Here is a 16880-nt window from a genome sequence, read left to right as displayed (position 1 = left end):
GAAATTGAGTAAACACGCTATAATGTAATTTTTTATTAACAAGGCCGTCTGAAAGGCTGTTTCAGTTATGAACGCAATCAAACAAAAAATCTTAGAACAAGCGCAGCGCGATGGCGTGCAGGTAACCGCATTGCGTGAGCAAGTGCTTGATATTGTTTTGAAACAAAGCGGCGTGATTAAAGCCTACAACGTTCTGTCGCAGATGCAGCAGCAAAGCGAGGGTGTGGTTGCGCCGCCGACGGCCTACCGCGCCCTTGATTTTTGGGCGGAACAGGGAGTTTTGCACAAAGTGGCGGCGGTCAACGGCTATATTTTGTGCAGCCACGCGCAGCACGAGTGCAACGACCATTGCCACGACCACGAAGAAACAGAGGCGCACCACAGCGCGTTTATTTTGGTTTGCACCGAATGCGGTACGGCGGATGAGCAGACCTTGAGCCAAGAATGGGCGGCCTTGCGTGCAGGCGTGGCTGAAACCGGTTTCTCATTAAAAGAAGAACATGTTGTTTTAACAGGAATTTGTAAAAAATGTCAGAAGTAAAAAAGACCAAAGTCCACCTGATTTCAGGCTTTCTCGGAACAGGCAAAACCACCGCACTCAAAAGTCTGATGGCGCAAAAAGACCCGAATGAAAAATGGGTCATCATCGTCAACGAATTTGGCGAAATCGGCATTGACGGCGCCGTCTTGAGCGACAACGGCATTCCCGTGGTAGAAATCGCCGGCGGCTGTTTGTGCTGTACCGCCGGCGCGCAAATGGGGACGACCGTACAAAAAATGCTGCGCGATGCCCAACCCGACCGCTTGATGATTGAAGCCAGCGGCCTGGCACACGCCGCCAGCGTTATCGACGAACTGAAAGCCAAGCCGCTCGACAGCATGCTGGAAATCGGCGCCGTCTTTACCGTTGTCGATCCGCGCCAGTTTATTAATCCCGATTACGCGCAACAGGCTTTGTATAAAGACCAAATCGGCATTTGCGACGTATTGGTCGCCAGCAAAACCGACTTGTGCACGCCGGAGCAACTGGCCGAATTTCATGATAAAGCGGCCAAACTGTTCCCGCCCAAAGCCAAAGTGGTTGAAGTCCAAAATGCGCAACTCGACATCCAGTGGCTTGATATTCCCGTGGTCGAAAAATCGCGCTACCGCCTCAAAGCCCTGCCGGACAACACCATGGGCTTCCAGTCTCAAGGCTTTACTTTCCCTGCCGGGCGCGATTTCGACGGCGAAAAATTGACCGATTTCTTCAACGACCTGCCTAAATTGACAGACGGCCTCGTCCGCGCTAAAGGCGTGTTCCAAGTGCTCGGTACTTGGGTATGGCTCAACTGGGTGGACGGACAATGGGGCGCAAATCAGGTTTCATGGCGCCGCGACTCGCGCTTCGAGCTGATTGCCAAATCCTTTGACGCGGATTTGATTGAGAAAAAATTGCTGGAGGCTTTGGAGAAGTAAATCATCGTCCAAACGCTTATTAATCCGTTACGATAACGCCGTCTGAAGCAAGCGGTTTCAGACGGCCTTCAAATCAAAAAAATAGAGGAACACTTAACCATGTGGCGTTATATCTTTCATCGTTTGCTCCTTTTGATTCCCACGCTGTTGGGGATTTTGGCGATTACTTTCGCCGTGATTCAGTTTGTTCCCGGCGGCCCGGTGGAGCAGATGGTTCAGCAGCTGACGCAGGGCGCGGTTGGCGGCGAAACGGCGGGACACAGTATGCCCGGAACTTTGGCCAAAAACGGCAACCGCATCAGTGCGGAAGATTTGGCCGCGCTGAATGCTTTATACGGTTTCGACAAGCCGCCTTTGACGCGTTTTGCCGATATGGTATGGAAATTCGCCCGTTTCGATTTGGGCGAGAGCTTTTTCCATCACCAAACTGTGTTTGAATTGGTGAAAGAAAAAATGCCGGTATCGATGAGTTTGGGTTTGTGGACGTTTTTCCTGACTTATTTGATATGTATTCCGTTGGGTATTGCCAAGGCGGTCAGGGATGGCAGCCGTTTCGATACGATTACGGGTATGATCATTTTGGTCGGCTATACCGTACCGCCGTTTGTCTTGGGCTTGGTGTTGCTGGTGTTGTTTGGCGGCGGCAGCTTTTTTGCCTGGTTTCCGCAGGGTGGCTTGGTCGGCGATGATTTTGATACGCTCTCTTGGGCAGGTAAAGTCAAAGATTATTTGTGGCATATGGCTTTGCCGATTACCGCTTCGGTGGCAGGCAACTTGGCGGTGATGACCGTATTGACGAAAAACGTGTTCCTTGAAGAAATCCGCCGTCAATATGTTTATACCGCGCGAGCTAAGGGCTTGCCTGAGAAACAGATTTTGTGGAAGCATATTTTCCGCAATGCCATGATTCCTCTGATTACCGGTTTCCCGGCCGCATTTATCGGCGCATTCTTTACCGGAAGCCTGCTGATTGAAACGTTGTTCTCGCTGGATGGTTTGGGTTTGCTGTCTTATGAGGCAGTGATGAAACGCGATTATCCTGTCGTAATGGGTACGCTGTATGTGTTCACGCTGATGGGGTTGTTGGCTAAATTGGTGTCGGATATTTCTTATTCATGGGTCGATCCGCGCATTCACTTTGGCGGACAGAAATAAGGCCGTCTGAAAATATCTTCAATCCATTATTAAAGAATGTTTCGAACCATGAAAAAGAAAAAATCTACTTCAAACCCTACTTGGCAAGCCTTTAAGCAGCATAAGCGCGGTTGGTTGGCTTTGCGGATTTTGGCCGTTTTGTTTGTCGTCACTTTGCTTGCTCCTTTGTGGAGCAACGACAAACCTTTGTGGATACGCTATCAGGGCGAGTATTTCTTCCCCTTGGTAAACGAATATAACGAAACCACATTTGGCGGCGATTTCGATACGCCTGCGGATTATCTGGATCCGCTTATCCGCCACAACATTACCTCAGACGGCAATTTTGCCCTTTACCTGCCCAATCCTTACGATGCCGATACCTTGAACGATTTTGATACGGCACCCGATCCGGCCAAACCGTCCGAACGGCATATCTTGGGAACGGACGACCGCGGCCGCGACCTGTTGGCGCGCTTGGTTTACGGTTTCCGCGATTCGCTGCTGTTTGCCTTGGTGTTGACTGTGGTGACTACCGTAATCGGCGTGGTTGCAGGCGCGGTACAGGGTTATTTTGGCGGTAAAACCGACCTTCTGATGCAGCGTTTTATCGAGGTTTGGGGCGGTATGCCGGAGTTGTACCTCTTGATTATCCTGTCTTCGTTCTTTAATCCGGGGCTGTTGATTTTGCTGGTGTTGCTGTCGCTTTTCGGCTGGATGGGCTTGTCCGACTATGTCCGCGCCGAGTTTTTGAAAAACCGTCAGACCGATTATGTTTTGGCGGCGCGCGCGATGGGCGTGAGCAATCGTGAAATCATGTGGCGCCACATCCTGCCCAACAGCTTGACGCCGGTATTGGCCTTCCTGCCTTTCCGTATTTCCGGTGCGGTACTCGCCCTGACCAGTTTGGACTTCTTGGGCTTGGGCGTACCTGCCTCACAGGCAAGTTTGGGCGAGTTGTTGGCGCAAGGCAAAGACAACTTGGACGCGTGGTGGATCGGCTTGTCTGCCGTTGCTACGCTGACGGTGATGCTGCTTTTGCTGGTCATGATTGGCGAAGGTTTGCGTCAGGCATTTGACGTACGCGCACGCAGTTAATTGCTTTTCTAAAGTGTGAAGAGGATGGGCGGAAAAGCTTATCCTGTATTCTTAGGGCCGTCTGAAAAGTTTCAGACGGCCTCATCCATTCGTTTGAATCATTAAAAACCATGAATCAAGAAATCACATTTCTTACTCTTTTTCTGCTCGGCTTTTTTGGTGGAACACATTGTGTCGGCATGTGCGGCGGATTGAGCAGCGCATTCGCTTTACAGCTGCCGCCACATTTAAACCGAATCGGGCTGATTGTATTGTTGAACTTGGGGCGCATCAGCAGCTATGTCGTCATTGGTCTGTTGGTCGGCTTGGTCGGGCAGGTCGGCATTTCCTTGGACGATACGCGCGCGGTTCAAAATGGTTTGTATATTGCCGCCAATGTTTTGCTGCTGTTGCTCGGTCTGTATCTTGCCGGTATTTCAACTGCTGCAACCAAAATCGAAGGCATCGGCAAACCGATATGGAAACGCCTGAATCCTTTGCTGAACAAATTGCTGCCTATTAAATCGGTACCTGCCTGTTTCGGCGTGGGCGTGCTTTGGGGTTGGCTGCCTTGCGGTTTGGTGTACAGCGCGTCTTTGTATGCTTTGGGCAGCGGCAATGCCTTGCACGGCGGGCTGTATATGCTGGCGTTTGCATTGGGGACATTGCCGAACCTGCTTGCGATGGGTATATTTGCAGCGCAGTTGAAAACCTTTCTGCAAAAACGCATGGTTCGTTTGTGCGCCGGATTATTGGTGGCAGGATGGGCGATATGGCGCTTGGCCGTATTTGCGATGGGGCAAATCGGGTAAGGTAAAAAGGTTTTATTTAGTTTGTTTTATTGCCATTAAAAAGGCCGTCTGAAAGATTTTCAGACAGCCTTTTTCACAAGAAAGATTAGTGTATCAAATTCCAAGCCATCTTGGCGGCAATCAGCAGCAACATAATGCCGAAAGCAATTTTGAGTTTTCGGGCGGGCAGCTTGTGCGCCGTTTTTACGCCGAGCGGAGCAAAGAGGATGGTGGCAACGCTCAATATGGCCACGGCCGGAAGATAGATAAAGCCTACCGTGCCTTCAGGCAGGTTGGCAATATGCAAACCGTTGGCAAAATAGCCGATGGTGCCGGCAATCGCAATCGGCCATGCTAAACCTGAAGATGTGCCAATGGCGCGGTGCGCCGGAAAGTTGCAATACAGTAGAAATGGAACGGATAGCGAACCGCCGCCGATACCGACCCAACTCGAAGCCGCCCCAAAAAGCGTGCCGACGGCTGTCAGGCCGGGGAGGGCAGGCAGGGTGCGTGAAGGTTTGGGTTTGGAATCGCGTAGGGTTTTGAGTGCGATAAAGGCAAGAAATGCAATGAAGAAAACCTGCAAAGCCAGCGTCGGCATATATTTTGCCGACACCGCGCCGAGGAGTACGCCAAGTATCATGCCCGGCGTCATTCGGCGGACGGTCGCCCAATCGATGGCGTGTTTTTTATGCTGGGCATACATGCTGGAGAAGGTGGTAAACACCATTACGGCAAAGGAAGTGCCGATGGCAAGATGCTGGGCATAGGGGTGGCCGCCTATGCCTTGCAGCTGCAACGCCCATAAGACAACGGGGACAATCAACGTGCCGCCGCCTACGCCGAATAGTCCGGCAATAAAGCCCGCCGCGCTGCCGACGGCGAGCAGGGCAAAGATGATGTCCCAAGACCACATTTCAGACGGCCTTGTCGTGTTTGTGTGCTTTATGGCGTTTTTTAAACCAACGGATGATTGCCATCACATAACCGGACAGGCTGTAACCGAGGAAAAATAGGAAGAGGACGAGCGAAGGCTCCCAATTGATCAAAAGCAGAATCAATACGGCCAACACCATGCCCATAAACGGCACTTGGCGGCGGATATTGATTTCTTTGAAGCTCCAAAACGGAATCTGCACAATCATGGAAATGCCGGCAAACAGGGTGATACCCAATGCCCACCAATGCACGTTGGGGAAACGCTCGACGCTGTGGTTGACCCAAATCAGGCCGACAATCAACGCAGCGGCGGTCGGGCTTGGAACGCCGATAAACCAACGTTTATCGACTTTGCCGATAAGTGTGTTGAACAGTGCCAAACGCAGGGCGGCGCAGGCGCAGTAGATAAAGGCGACGGAATAGCCGATTTTGCCAAACTGCCAAAGTTGCCATTTGTAGGCAATCAGGGCAGGCGCCACGCCGAAACTGACCATATCGGCAAGGCTGTCGAGCTGTTCGCCGAACGCGCTTTGGCTGTTGGTCAGCCGCGCAACGCGTCCGTCCATGCCGTCGAGCAGCATGGAAAGGAAAACTGCAATCGCCGCCGTTTCATAACGTCCGTGCATGGACTGGGTAATGGCGAAGAAGGCGCAAAACAGTGCGGCGATGGTAAAGGAATTGGGCAGCAGGTAAATGCTGTTTTTGCGGATGGAGTTGCGTGGAGGAGTCGGATTTTCTGTATTTTGTGAGTTGTCCATAATGTTTCCGTATATGCTGCGTATGCAGATGAGGCATTATACCGCATTGGCAGGTTAAGGATTTTTAAAAGGCAGACATAGTTTCACTTCAATCGCATCAAGTTTCAGACGGCCTTTATTTTGTCAGTCAAACAACTCGCCCTGCGCCTGCTCTTTGGTCACGCGTACGTCGGTTTCGCCGTCGGCAAAAGTGATGTGCAGTTTTTGACCTTGCTTCAACGTATCGGCATTGCGGATGACTTGTCCGCGAGTGTTTTTGACGACCGAGAAGCCGCGTTCCAGGATATGCTGCGGCGAGACGGCTTCGAGCAATGCAGCTTGGGCTATCAGGCTTTGACGGCGGTAGGTAAGCAGCTGGCGGAAGGAATGCGACAGGGCCGTCTGAAAACGGTCAATATTGTTTTTGTAAACGGAAACATCAGGACGGCAATGTTTCAGAGTTTGGGTTTGGCGTTCAAAACGGGCGGTGTGGGCGCGGAGGTTTTGCGTCATCGAGTAAGACAGCATTTGCGCCAGCTTGCTGATTGAAGCGCGCTGCTCGTCAAGTTTTTGGCGCGGATGACGGATTTGCCGTGCGAGCCAGTCGAGTTTTTGGCTGGCATCGAAATAGCGTTGTTCCAAAACGGTTTTCAGACGGCCTTGCGCTTGGGCGAGGCGGTGTAACGATTCTTGGCGGTTGGGGCTGACCAATTCTGCCGCGCCGGTTGGCGTGGGTGCGCGCACGTCGGCGACGAAATCGGCGAGTGTGAAATCGGTTTCGTGTCCCACGCCGCTGACAACGGGAATTGCGCAGGCTTCGATGGCGCGCACAACCGGCTCTTCATTAAACGCCCACAAGTCTTCAATGCTGCCGCCGCCACGACAGACAATCAATACGTCACATTCGGCGCGTTGCGAAGCTGTTTTAATCGTTTGGGCAATTTGTAACTCGCTGCCTGTGCCTTGAACGGGCGTCGGATAAACAATAACGGGAATTTCGGGCGCGCGGCGGTTTAAGGTGGTCACGACATCGCGCAATGCTGCCGCTGCCAGGCTGGTGACGATGCCGATACATTGCGGGTGGGTAGGCAACGGTTTTTTGCGTTCCGCCGCAAATGCGCCTTCCGCCTGCAACTGAGCTTTCAATCGTTCATAGGCTTCGTAAAGCTGCCCCAAGCCTTTGAGCCGTACTTCGTTTACGGTAATCTGAAATTCGCCCCGCGCTTCGTAAATACTGATTTTCCCTGATACTTCGATATGGTCGCCTTCTTTCAAAGGCTTCGCCAAACGTATGGCTGCACCCTTAAACATTGCGCAACGCACCTGCGCGCGGCTGTCTTTGAGCGAGAAATAATAATGTCCGCTGGCGGCACGGGTCAGGTTGGATACTTCGCCAGTAATCCACAAGCCTGCGAGATGGTCTTCCAGCAAGGCTTTGGCGAGGGCATTGAGCTCGGATACGGAAATGGAGGAGGGCGCGAAAAGTTCGGACATTGCGAAACAGAAAAAATTTTGGAAAGCTGAATTATAAGGGTTTTAGAGCGATTCGTTGTATTCGTTTTCATGAAACTTGCGCCCTTTGTTTTAATATTATCAAAGCCGCATGTTCAGACGGCCTTGTCTAGGCAGGCTTGTGTTATATTATCGTTTGATTTTTGCTTCAAAAGCCGTGCGTATGCCCAAACTCCACCAGATTATCGAACGCCATTGGCAATCCCCCAATCCGTTTTTGACTTTGCTGTTAAAACCATTGTCCAGGCTGTTTGCCAAAATTGCGGCGAAACGGCGCGATGATTTTGTTTCAGGCCGTCTGAAAAGCGAAAAATTGCCTGTGCCAGTGGTGGTGGTCGGTAATATCCATGCAGGCGGAACAGGAAAAACGCCGATAGTCGCCGCGTTGGTGTCGGGTTTGCAGGAAAAGGGCGTTAAGGTCGGTATCATCAGCCGAGGTTACGGGCGCAAGAGCAAAGCAGTTCATGTATTGAATACAGCCAGTAGTACGGCAGATGCAGGCGACGAGCCTTTATTGCTGTTTCGCCAAACCGGTGCGCCGACGGCGGTAGGCAGCAGTCGTGCAGAAGCAGGCAGGGCATTGCTTGCAGCGCATCCGGAGCTTGAATTGATTGTGGCCGACGACGGCTTGCAACATTATGCCTTGCAACGCGATATGGAAATTGCTGTATTTCCGGCGGCGGATACTGGTCGGACGGATTTGGATTCACTGCCCAACGGCAGTTTGCGTGAACCTTTGTCTCGGTTGGCTTCCGTTGATGCGGTTGTCGTCAGCGGGGGGCAAGCAGATACGGCATTCAGGCCGTCTGAAAATATGTTTGCCAGCCATATTGAAACAGGGCAGATTTACTGTTTGAACAGGCCGTCTGAAAAATTGGATTTAGAAGGCTTGGGAAATCAAACCGTCGCCGCCGTCGCGGGTATTGCCAAGCCGGAGCGTTTTTTCGATTCGTTGCGGAATATGGGCATTACCTTGAATCAAACCGTTGCCTTGCCCGACCATGCCGACATCGCAGCGGCGGACTTGCCCAATGCGGATGTGGTCATTATTACGGAAAAGGATGCGGTCAAGTTTTCAGACGGCCTTAATCTGAATCATGTATGGGTATTGCCTGTTTGTGCGATAATCGAACCTAATTTGGCGGCGTTCGTGTTGGAGCAGCTGGAAGATTCCTAATAGGTCTCCTGAAATTAATGGATGCTTTGTTGTGATTCGCCTTTAATAATAAGGAAATTTATGAACCTGAAAAAATTGCTGCTCACTATTGTTGCCATTTCCCCTAAGCCTTAAAAAGGAGAAAAAATGAAATTGAAAACTTTATTGTTGCCTTTTGCTGCTTTGGCCTTGTGTGCCAATGCGTTTGCCGCTACACCGAGCGATGAGTCGCTGGAGCGTTTATATCAAGTACAGAAGGCAGATTTAATATTTGATCAAGTTTTTCAAGATTCTGAAAAAATGGTCATGAGTTTTCCGCAAGTAAAAGAAATGTTAGCAAATGCTCCAGAGAGTAAGCAACGTCAGCTGAAAGCAGTGATGAGCAAATATTTGCGTCAGATGTATGCTGAGATTCGAACGCCTGCAGTATATGCAGAGTTGCGCCAAATAACATTGAACGGTATGAAAACTGTTTATACACAAAAAGAAGTAGATGCTATGATTGATTTTTATAGTAGTCCCGAAGGGCAATCTATTTTAAATAAAACATCGCGTTATATGGAAGCTTCCGTAGTGCCTGTTATGACATTAATACATAAAAAAACCGAAAGATTCAGCCAAAAAAATCTTCCTAAGTTGGAGAAGGATTTTTATCAAATAATGTGTAGTGGGAAAAATCCTGCTCCTGCTTGCCCTAAGGCATCAAATAAGTAGAATGAATAAATATAAAATGGCGGCTGATGTTGTCGATACAAAAAAGGCCGTCTGAAAACGAGTGCAGCAAGTTTCGCTAAAACCATCAAACCCGAAAGTAACCCCATGGAAAAAAAATTCTTAGACATCCTTGTTTGTCCTGTGACCAAAGGCAAACTCGAATACCATCAAGACAAACAGGAATTGTGGAGCCGTCAGGCGAAGCTGGCTTATCCGATTCGTGGCGGCATCCCTTATATGTTGGAAAACGAAGCGCGCCCGTTAAGCGAAGAGGAACTGAAAGCATGACCGAATTTGTCGTATTAATTCCGGCGCGGTTGGATTCTTCACGTCTGCCGGGAAAGGCTTTAGCCGATATTCACGGTAAACCGATGGTTGTGCGTGTCGCCGAACAGGCGGCGAAAAGCAAGGCCGCGCGTGTTGTCGTTGCTACCGACCATCCCGATATTCAGACGGCCTGTCAGGCGCATGGTGTCGAAGTGGTCATGACTTCCAATCAACACGAAAGCGGTACAACGCGTCTTGCCGAAGCGGCCAATACGCTGAAACTGCCGCAGCATCTGATTGTTGTGAACGTACAAGGCGACGAGCCTTTAATCGATCCCGAACTCATCAACCGTACGGCTGAAGTTTTGGTTGAAAACAATGTGCAAATGGCGACGGCCGCCCACGAATTGCACGATTTTGACGAGTTTATGAATCCTAACGTTGTCAAAGCCATCCTCGACAAAAACCGCAACGCCATCTATTTCAGCCGCGCCCCGATTCCTTTTCCGCGCGACGCCATGCGCGCCGAAAAACGCGAATTGCCTTCCGAAACAGCTGTTTTGCGCCATATCGGCATTTATGCCTATCGTGCAGGTTTCTTGCAACGCTATTCGGAAATGGATGTTTCTCCTTTGGAAACCATCGAATCGCTGGAACAGTTGCGCGTCCTGTGGCACGGTTATCCGATTGCTGTTGAAATCACCCAAGAAGCGCCTGCTGCAGGTGTGGATACGCAGGAAGATTTGGACAGAGTGCGTGTTGCGTTTAAAGCTTAAGGCCGTCTGAAAGGAAAAGACATGAATGATTTCCGCCATTTGAGCCGTGAAGAACAAAAATTGCTTGCCGACGTGGCGAAGCTGGTAAGAGAAGACGAGCAAGAATTCAACTATGACATGCTGAAAATAGAAGCGCCGGAGCAGGCCAGCGGCGAGTTTTGGTTCCGCATGGCAGAAATGCTCAGCACTTTGCCGCCCAACCAGTCGTTGGACTTGCGTATGAACGGCGGACGCTTGACCGTTGCCGTATCGATTTTGTCGGTATTGCTGCAAGACAATCCGGATGTTCCGCAGCTTTGGGCACAAAAAATCATTGCGCTCAACTATTTGGCTCATGGTCATCAAACCCGTGCAATCGGTCTGGCGCAGCAGCCTGACAAAGCGGCCGAAGCCAATGAGGAAGAATATTTGGCGAAAGCCTTATCGCAAAACTTGCTTTCCACTTTGAAAGATGCGATAGAGCGATTCCCCGAAGACTCATGGTTTATCGAAATGCGCGACGATGCATGGAAGCATTTCGGCCCGAAAGAGGCCGTCTGAAGTTTTGAACGATAAACACAAGCCGTGTAAAATTATCTGAACATTAAATCCGTCAACCAAAAGGACTCATCATGAAAGTATTATTGTTGGGCGCACCAGGCGCCGGCAAAGGCACACAGGCTCAATTCATCACTGCTGCATTCGGCATTCCTCAAATCTCTACCGGCGACATGCTCCGCGCTGCCATCAAAGCAGGCACTCCGCTGGGTTTGGAAGCAAAAAAAATCATTGATGAAGGCGGTTTGGTACGCGACGACATCATTATCGGCATGGTTAAAGAGCGCATTGCCCAAGACGACTGCAAAAACGGTTTCCTGTTTGACGGTTTCCCACGCACATTGGCACAAGCCGAAGCCATGGTTGAAGCTGGTGTGGATTTGGATGCCGTGGTTGAAATCGATGTACCTGACAGCGTGATTGTCGACCGCATGAGCGGCCGCCGTGTGCATTTGGCTTCCGGCCGTACTTACCACGTTACCTACAATCCGCCTAAAGTCGAAGGCAAAGACGACGTAACCGGCGAAGATTTGATTCAACGCGACGACGATAAAGAAGAAACCGTGAAAAAACGCCTTGCCGTTTACCACGAGCAAACCGAAGTTTTGGTTGATTTCTACAGCAAACTGGAAGGCGAACACGCGCCGAAATACATCAAAGTTGACGGCACCCAAGCAGTAGAAGCCGTGAAAGCCGAAGTATTGAAAGGTTTGGGCAAATAAGTTTTGCCAAAGTAAAATCATGAGGCCGTCTGAAAAATACTTTCAGACGGCCTTTTCATATTATTGTATGTGGATCAACTGAATTTTTGTTCCAGTTCTTTTGCAAGAGTCCATCCTGCTGCTTCAAGTAATGCAACAGAAATAGTTGGTGCAACAACGCTGCCTAAGCCTGGAATTAATTTTGACAATTCTTTTGCTATTGTTTTTATGGGTTGTTTTAACATGGTATTTTTAATTGCAGCTATAGCCATTGCCTTGGCAGCCGCTTCGGTCATATTACCACCAAAAACAGCACAAAGGCTTGTGCACATAGTAGTCATTGTAACCATATCTGTAGCGATACCAAGTCCTGGTACGGGTATGGCGTTGCCTGCGGCAGCAGCAATTGCATGAGAATGAATAATTTTATGGCATTTTGATTCTTGGTCCGGTGTCATGGTTTTCTCACAATAGGTAAAGTATAAAATCATTAAATACTACGTTATTCGTAGTAAATAATCAAGAAAAATATACGAAATTCGTAACTTTGATTTTTAGGATAGAAGTTATGAGTTTACAAGAAATTTTTACAAGGCGATTTAAGGAAGCGAGAAAAGCAAAAAATTTGACGCAGGAGAAGCTGGGACTGGCGATAGGATTAGATGAGTTTGTGGCGAGTACGCGTATTAATCGCTATGAGAAAGGAAATCATCAGCCTGATTTAAATACTTTGCAGAAAATTGCTGAAGTATTGGAAGTTCCACCAGCCTTTTTTTTCAGTGATGATGAATTTTCTGTAAAAATTTTAGATTTATATAAGAATAATTAAGGTGTGTTGTGATGAAGCCGTCTGAAAAAATATTTTCAGACGGCCTTTGTGTACAAAAGCTGTTAAAATCGAAGCTATAACCGTTTATCCGCAGGCATCTTATGAATCCCTTGATCTCCGACTTCCAAACTCAGCAACAACGTACTCCCGTCATCGTCGCCCTTGATTTTGCCAACGAAAAAGATACGCTCGGATTTGTCCGCAATCTTGACCCGGCATTGTGTCAAATCAAAATCGGCAAAGAGCTGTTTACCGCAACCGGCCGTAATTTGGCAGAAAGCTTAATCAATCAAGGTTTCAAACTTTTCCTCGATTTGAAATACCACGATATTCCCCATACAGTCGCTCAAGCGTGCAAAGTTGCCGCCGATATGGGCGTTTGGATGGTCGATATGCACGCCTCCGGTGGCCGCCGTATGATGGAAGCCGCAGCAGAAGCCGTTGCCGGATATCAAACCAAGCCGCTTTTGATCGGCGTAACCGTGTTGACCAGCATGGAACAAAGCGACTTGGCAGAAATCGGTTTGAACATCGCCCCTGAAGAACAAGTCATCCGCTTGGCGAAACTGGCGCAAAGTTCAGGCTTGGACGGCGTGGTATGTTCCGCTCAAGAAGCCGCACCATTGCGCCGCGAATTGGGACAGGATTTTGTCTTGGTAACACCGGGCATCCGCTTGGACGTTGCCGGCAATAATGACGACCAACGCCGTATTATGACACCGGCTGAAGCCTTGGCTGCAGGTTCAACCTATTTGGTAATGGGCCGCCCGGTAACCAAAGCTGCCGATCCGGTAGCCGTATTGCGTGAAGTGAACCGCGTGGTAAACCTTGAAGCAAACTGATTTTCAGGCGACCTTACAGGTTGAGGTCGTCTGAAAAAAACATAACGGAGGCAATATGCCCACCAAGTTCCAACAAGAAACTCTCAAATCCCGTTTTGCACAAGCCAAAGTCTTGGTTGTCGGCGATGTGATGCTCGACCGCTATTGGTTTGGCGACGTGTCCCGTATTTCGCCCGAAGCGCCCGTGCCGGTGGCGAAAATCGGACGTATCGACCAACGCGCGGGTGGTGCGGCAAACGTTGCGCGCAATATCGCCTCATTGGGTGGCAAAGTAGGGCTGTTGTCCGTAACTGGCGATGATGAAGCTGCAGATGCACTGGATGCGTTGATGGTGCAAGACGGTGTTTCTTCCTATCTGATGCGCGACAAACAAATTGCGACTACTGTCAAACTGCGAGTTGTTGCTCGCAACCAGCAGCTTATCCGACTTGATTTTGAAGAGCAGCCTCATCGTGAGGTATTGGAACAAATCAAACATCAATATCGAGAAGTGTTGCCTGAATACGATGCCATTATTTTTTCAGATTACGGCAAGGGCGGTTTGTCGCATATTTCCGATATGATCGATTGGGCGAAACAGGCCGGTAAACCCGTTTTAATCGACCCGAAAGGCGATGATTACGAAAAATATGCCGGCGCTACGCTGATTACGCCTAACCGTGCAGAATTGAAAGAAGTGGTGGGCAGCTGGAAAAACGAAAACGATTTGACCGAAAAAGCCCAAAATCTGCGCCGTCATCTCGACTTGACCGCGATTTTGCTGACCCGAAGCGAAGAGGGTATGACCCTGTTCAATGAGGGCAAGCCGATTTATCAGCCTACAAGGGCTCAAGAAGTCTATGATGTATCCGGTGCGGGCGATACCGTTATTGCCGGAATGGGCTTGGGTTTGGCGGCAGGCTATACCATGCCTGAAGCGATGCACCTTGCTAATACGGCAGCGGGCGTTGTCGTGGCAAAACTTGGTACGGCGGTTTGCTCGTTTGCAGAGTTGAATAAGGCATTGGAAGAGCAATAATGATTGTTTCAGACGGCCTTAAAATTCTAAATGCCGTCTGAAAATAGAGTTGGAAAATAATCCAGACAGAAAAGTTTTTATTTTCAGACGGCATGATTACTTCAAGGCCGTCTGAAAAATCAAAATAAAGGAAACTCATTATGACCATTATCGTAACAGGCGCAGCCGGCTTTATCGGCAGCAACATCGTCAAAGCACTTAACCAGCGCGGTATTACCGACATTGTTGCCGTCGACAATCTGAGCAAAGGTGAAAAATTTAAAAACCTTGTCGAGTGTGAAATTGCCCACTATCTTGATAAACACGAATTTATCCGCCAAGTGCGCGGCCATCTTTTGCCTTACGACAATATTGAAGCGGTTTTCCATCAAGGCGCATGTTCCGACACCATGAATCATGACGGCCTTTATATGATGGACAACAACTATCAGTACACGCTCGACCTCTTAGATTGGTGTCAGGACGAACGTATTCCGTTCCTCTATGCTTCCAGTGCCGCCGTGTACGGCAAAGGTGAAATCTTCCGCGAAGAGCGCGAACTGGAAAAACCACTCAATGTGTACGGCTACTCTAAATTCTTGTTTGACCAAGTATTGCGCCGCCGTATGAAAGAAGGTTTGACCGCCCAAGTCGTCGGCTTCCGTTACTTCAATGTTTACGGGCAACAAGAGCAACACAAAGGCCGTATGGCATCCGTCGCCTTCCATCATTTCCACCAATACCGAGAACACGGCTATGTTAACCTGTTTGGCGCTAATGACGGCTACGGCAACGGCGAACAAACCCGCGATTTTGTCAGCGTAGAAGACGTCGCCAAAGTTAACCTTTACTTCTTCGATCATCCTGAGCTTTCAGGTATCTTTAACCTCGGTACAGGCCGCAGCCAACAGTTTAACGAACTTGCCGCCGCCACCGTCAACGCCTGCCGTGCAGCCGAAGGCAAGCCTGAAATGAGTTTGAAAGAGTTGGTTGAAGAAGAACTTATTCGCTATATCCCATTCCCCGATGCACTTAAAGGCAAATATCAGAGCTTCACTCAAGCGGACATCACCAAGCTGCGCGAAGCCGGGTATAAAGAAGAATTCTTGGATGTAAAACAAGGCGTCAGCCGTTACGTGAAATGGATGCTGGAGAACTTGGTTTAAGTCCTTCTGATTTGAATGATAAGGCCGTCTGAAAAAGGATTTTCAGACGGCCTTATCATTTTGTGAAATTTTAAAATGAGACCTTTGTAAAATTTCTTTTCCTCCCAATAGCCGAAATTCAAACACAAATTTTCGGCTGTTTTCGCCCCTAATTGTTCCTGATTCTACCCAAATACCCCCTTAATCCACCTTGGATACCTGATTAATCAGGCATCCGGGCCACCTTTTAGGCGGCAACAGGCACATTTAGCCTGTTAGCCGCTTTCAACAGATTCAAACACATTGCCTTCAGATGGCTTTGCGCACTCACTTTAATTAGACCGAAATAGGCTACCCGGGTGTAGCGGGACTTACGGTGCAGCGTACCGAAGCTTTGTTCGACCACATAATGGGTCTTCGATAGATGTCGGTTACGTTTGGTTTGCGCTTCCGACAGTGGATGTTTGCGGTGGACTTTACGCATAATACCATCCTGTAACCGATGCTCTTCCAGATATTGCCAGTTTTCCTCACTGTCATAGTCTGAGGCCTTTGCACGAGCTTGTCACATTTGACACAAATGGCGCAAGTTAGACACAAATAAGGCACAAACAAAAAAGACAGCCTTACAAATAAGCTGTCAATTAGAAATTCAGAATCTTAGATTCTTCAATAAATTCAGATATTTATTGGTGCCCGGAGCCGGAATCGAACCGGCACGGCCGGTTTAGGGCCGACGGATTTTAAGTCCGTTGTGTCTACCTATTTCACCACCCGGGCGTAGACAGTAAATTGAGAAATTGGAGGCGGGGGCGCGGATTTGAACCGGCCTGTATAAGGGTTGCACCCCTTATAGCATAAACACTCTGCCACCCCGCCATAAAAGGGATGGAGGCGAGAGTCGGAATCGAACCGGCGTAGACGGATTTGCAATCCGCTGCATAACCACTTTGCTATCTCGCCAAAACTACGTTTGAGTGTTGTAGTATGAAACTGGAGCGGGAAACGAGTCTCGAACTCGCGACCTCAACCTTGGCAAGGTTGCGCTCTACCAACTGAGCTATTCCCGCATATTCGGATGCATAATTTGATGGAGCGGGAAACGAGTCTCGAACTCGCGACCTCAACCTTGGCAAGGTTGCGCTCTACCAACTGAGCTATTCCCGCATTTGAGTGCATCTGAAATTAAACTGGAGCGGGAAACGAGTCTCGAACTCGCGACCTCAACCTTGGCAAGGTTGCGCTCTACCAACTGAGCTATTCCCGCA

Annotated in this window: 19 protein-coding genes, 6 tRNA genes and 1 pseudogene; 15 read left to right on the top strand and 11 right to left on the bottom strand. The window is 49.3% G+C overall.

Annotated features, from left to right (window positions below; translation table 11 throughout):
• Positions 1 to 67 precede the first annotated feature (67 nt).
• The 5 genes from ACTHTK_RS02365 to ACTHTK_RS02345 all read left to right on the top strand — a co-directional run bounded on the left by ACTHTK_RS02365 (position 68) and on the right by ACTHTK_RS02345 (position 4481).
• Complete coding sequence (locus ACTHTK_RS02365) at positions 68 to 541, top strand: Fur family transcriptional regulator (RefSeq protein ID WP_003746077.1); 474 nt, start codon at positions 68 to 70, stop codon at positions 539 to 541.
• Entirely contained in the window at positions 529 to 1458 is a 930-nt protein-coding gene (locus ACTHTK_RS02360) for a CobW family GTP-binding protein (protein WP_107723470.1), read from the top strand. Before ACTHTK_RS02365 ends, ACTHTK_RS02360 begins: the two co-directional genes overlap by 13 nt.
• 99 nt (positions 1459 to 1557) lie before the next feature.
• Positions 1558 to 2613: an ABC transporter permease subunit gene (locus tag ACTHTK_RS02355; RefSeq protein ID WP_003746080.1), complete on the top strand. Its 1056-nt coding sequence runs from the start codon at positions 1558 to 1560 to the stop codon at positions 2611 to 2613.
• 36 nt (positions 2614 to 2649) lie between these two features.
• Complete coding sequence (locus ACTHTK_RS02350) at positions 2650 to 3690, top strand: ABC transporter permease (protein ID WP_107723469.1); 1041 nt, start codon at positions 2650 to 2652, stop codon at positions 3688 to 3690.
• 110 nt (positions 3691 to 3800) lie between these two features.
• The gene (locus ACTHTK_RS02345) at positions 3801 to 4481 is read left to right on the top strand and encodes a sulfite exporter TauE/SafE family protein (RefSeq protein WP_003680951.1); all 681 of its coding nucleotides are present in this window, start codon (positions 3801 to 3803) and stop codon (positions 4479 to 4481) included.
• A gap of 85 nt (positions 4482 to 4566) precedes the next feature.
• Here the strand turns inward: ACTHTK_RS02345 and ACTHTK_RS02340 are convergent, their stop codons facing one another.
• The 3 genes from ACTHTK_RS02340 to xseA form a co-directional block, all read right to left on the bottom strand.
• A complete protein-coding gene (locus tag ACTHTK_RS02340; protein WP_107723468.1) occupies positions 4567 to 5376 on the bottom strand; it encodes a sulfite exporter TauE/SafE family protein in 810 nt (269 codons plus the stop codon).
• A gap of 1 nt (position 5377) precedes the next feature.
• A complete protein-coding gene (pssA, locus tag ACTHTK_RS02335) occupies positions 5378 to 6157 on the bottom strand; it encodes a CDP-diacylglycerol--serine O-phosphatidyltransferase (RefSeq protein ID WP_107723467.1) in 780 nt (259 codons plus the stop codon).
• A 123-nt stretch (positions 6158 to 6280) separates the two neighbouring features.
• Positions 6281 to 7630: an exodeoxyribonuclease VII large subunit gene (gene xseA, locus ACTHTK_RS02330; RefSeq protein WP_440378306.1), complete on the bottom strand. Its 1350-nt coding sequence runs from the start codon at positions 7628 to 7630 to the stop codon at positions 6281 to 6283.
• 181 nt (positions 7631 to 7811) lie between these two features.
• Here xseA and lpxK point away from each other — a divergent pair, with 181 nt between their 5' ends.
• The 6 genes from lpxK (at position 7812) to adk (ending at position 11820) form a co-directional block, all read left to right on the top strand.
• Complete coding sequence (gene lpxK, locus ACTHTK_RS02325; protein WP_107723465.1) at positions 7812 to 8825, top strand: tetraacyldisaccharide 4'-kinase; 1014 nt, start codon at positions 7812 to 7814, stop codon at positions 8823 to 8825.
• Between the two features lie 126 nt (positions 8826 to 8951).
• The gene (locus ACTHTK_RS02320) at positions 8952 to 9518 is read left to right on the top strand and encodes a DUF2059 domain-containing protein (RefSeq protein ID WP_107723464.1); all 567 of its coding nucleotides are present in this window, start codon (positions 8952 to 8954) and stop codon (positions 9516 to 9518) included.
• A 105-nt stretch (positions 9519 to 9623) separates the two neighbouring features.
• Positions 9624 to 9806: a Trm112 family protein gene (locus ACTHTK_RS02315; protein ID WP_440378305.1), complete on the top strand. Its 183-nt coding sequence runs from the start codon at positions 9624 to 9626 to the stop codon at positions 9804 to 9806.
• Positions 9803 to 10561, top strand: coding sequence for a 3-deoxy-manno-octulosonate cytidylyltransferase (gene kdsB, locus ACTHTK_RS02310; RefSeq protein WP_440378304.1), 759 nt, complete (start codon positions 9803 to 9805; stop codon positions 10559 to 10561). The genes ACTHTK_RS02315 and kdsB overlap by 4 nt, the downstream gene beginning before the upstream one ends.
• Positions 10562 to 10582: 21 nt before the next feature.
• Positions 10583 to 11101, top strand: coding sequence for a 3-deoxy-manno-octulosonate cytidylyltransferase (locus tag ACTHTK_RS02305; protein ID WP_296186879.1), 519 nt, complete (start codon positions 10583 to 10585; stop codon positions 11099 to 11101).
• 71 nt (positions 11102 to 11172) lie between these two features.
• On the top strand, positions 11173 to 11820 hold the full coding sequence (adk, locus tag ACTHTK_RS02300; RefSeq protein ID WP_003746105.1) for an adenylate kinase: 648 nt from the start codon (positions 11173 to 11175) through the stop codon (positions 11818 to 11820).
• A 74-nt stretch (positions 11821 to 11894) separates the two neighbouring features.
• On the opposite strand, the gene ACTHTK_RS02295 is transcribed toward adk, so the two are convergent.
• The gene (locus ACTHTK_RS02295) at positions 11895 to 12257 is read right to left on the bottom strand and encodes a hypothetical protein (RefSeq protein ID WP_063076449.1); all 363 of its coding nucleotides are present in this window, start codon (positions 12255 to 12257) and stop codon (positions 11895 to 11897) included.
• Positions 12258 to 12367: 110 nt separating this feature from the next.
• Between ACTHTK_RS02295 and ACTHTK_RS02290 the strand changes: the two genes are divergently transcribed.
• From ACTHTK_RS02290 to rfaD, 4 genes are all read left to right on the top strand, one after another.
• Positions 12368 to 12628: a helix-turn-helix domain-containing protein gene (locus ACTHTK_RS02290; protein ID WP_070644922.1), complete on the top strand. Its 261-nt coding sequence runs from the start codon at positions 12368 to 12370 to the stop codon at positions 12626 to 12628.
• Between the two features lie 101 nt (positions 12629 to 12729).
• Positions 12730 to 13470, top strand: a complete 741-nt coding sequence (gene pyrF, locus ACTHTK_RS02285) for an orotidine-5'-phosphate decarboxylase (protein ID WP_107867646.1) — start codon at positions 12730 to 12732, stop codon at positions 13468 to 13470.
• A gap of 55 nt (positions 13471 to 13525) precedes the next feature.
• On the top strand, positions 13526 to 14488 hold the full coding sequence (rfaE1, locus tag ACTHTK_RS02280; protein WP_107723460.1) for a D-glycero-beta-D-manno-heptose-7-phosphate kinase: 963 nt from the start codon (positions 13526 to 13528) through the stop codon (positions 14486 to 14488).
• Positions 14489 to 14628: 140 nt separating this feature from the next.
• Positions 14629 to 15633, top strand: a complete 1005-nt coding sequence (gene rfaD, locus ACTHTK_RS02275; RefSeq protein WP_150540510.1) for an ADP-glyceromanno-heptose 6-epimerase — start codon at positions 14629 to 14631, stop codon at positions 15631 to 15633.
• Positions 15634 to 15859: 226 nt separating this feature from the next.
• Here the strand turns inward: rfaD and ACTHTK_RS02270 are convergent.
• The 7 genes and pseudogenes from ACTHTK_RS02270 to ACTHTK_RS02240 all read right to left on the bottom strand — a co-directional run.
• Positions 15860 to 16153 (bottom strand): annotated as a pseudogene (locus ACTHTK_RS02270) (transposase); the annotation flags it as partial.
• Between the two features lie 149 nt (positions 16154 to 16302).
• Positions 16303 to 16392 (bottom strand) — tRNA-Leu (locus ACTHTK_RS02265).
• Positions 16393 to 16413: 21 nt separating this feature from the next.
• A tRNA-Cys gene (locus ACTHTK_RS02260) sits at positions 16414 to 16491 on the bottom strand.
• A gap of 10 nt (positions 16492 to 16501) precedes the next feature.
• Positions 16502 to 16575, bottom strand: a tRNA-Cys gene (locus tag ACTHTK_RS02255).
• 31 nt (positions 16576 to 16606) lie between these two features.
• Positions 16607 to 16682 (bottom strand) — tRNA-Gly (locus ACTHTK_RS02250).
• 21 nt (positions 16683 to 16703) lie between these two features.
• Positions 16704 to 16779, bottom strand: a tRNA-Gly gene (locus tag ACTHTK_RS02245).
• Between the two features lie 24 nt (positions 16780 to 16803).
• A tRNA-Gly gene (locus tag ACTHTK_RS02240) sits at positions 16804 to 16879 on the bottom strand.
• Position 16880 lies beyond the last annotated feature (1 nt).

This window comes from Neisseria sp. P0006.S009 (assembly GCF_051962915.1).
In the GTDB taxonomy this organism is placed as follows: Bacteria; Pseudomonadota; Gammaproteobacteria; order Burkholderiales; family Neisseriaceae; genus Neisseria; species Neisseria subflava_E.
This window is presented reverse-complemented; position numbering and strand designations above follow the sequence as displayed.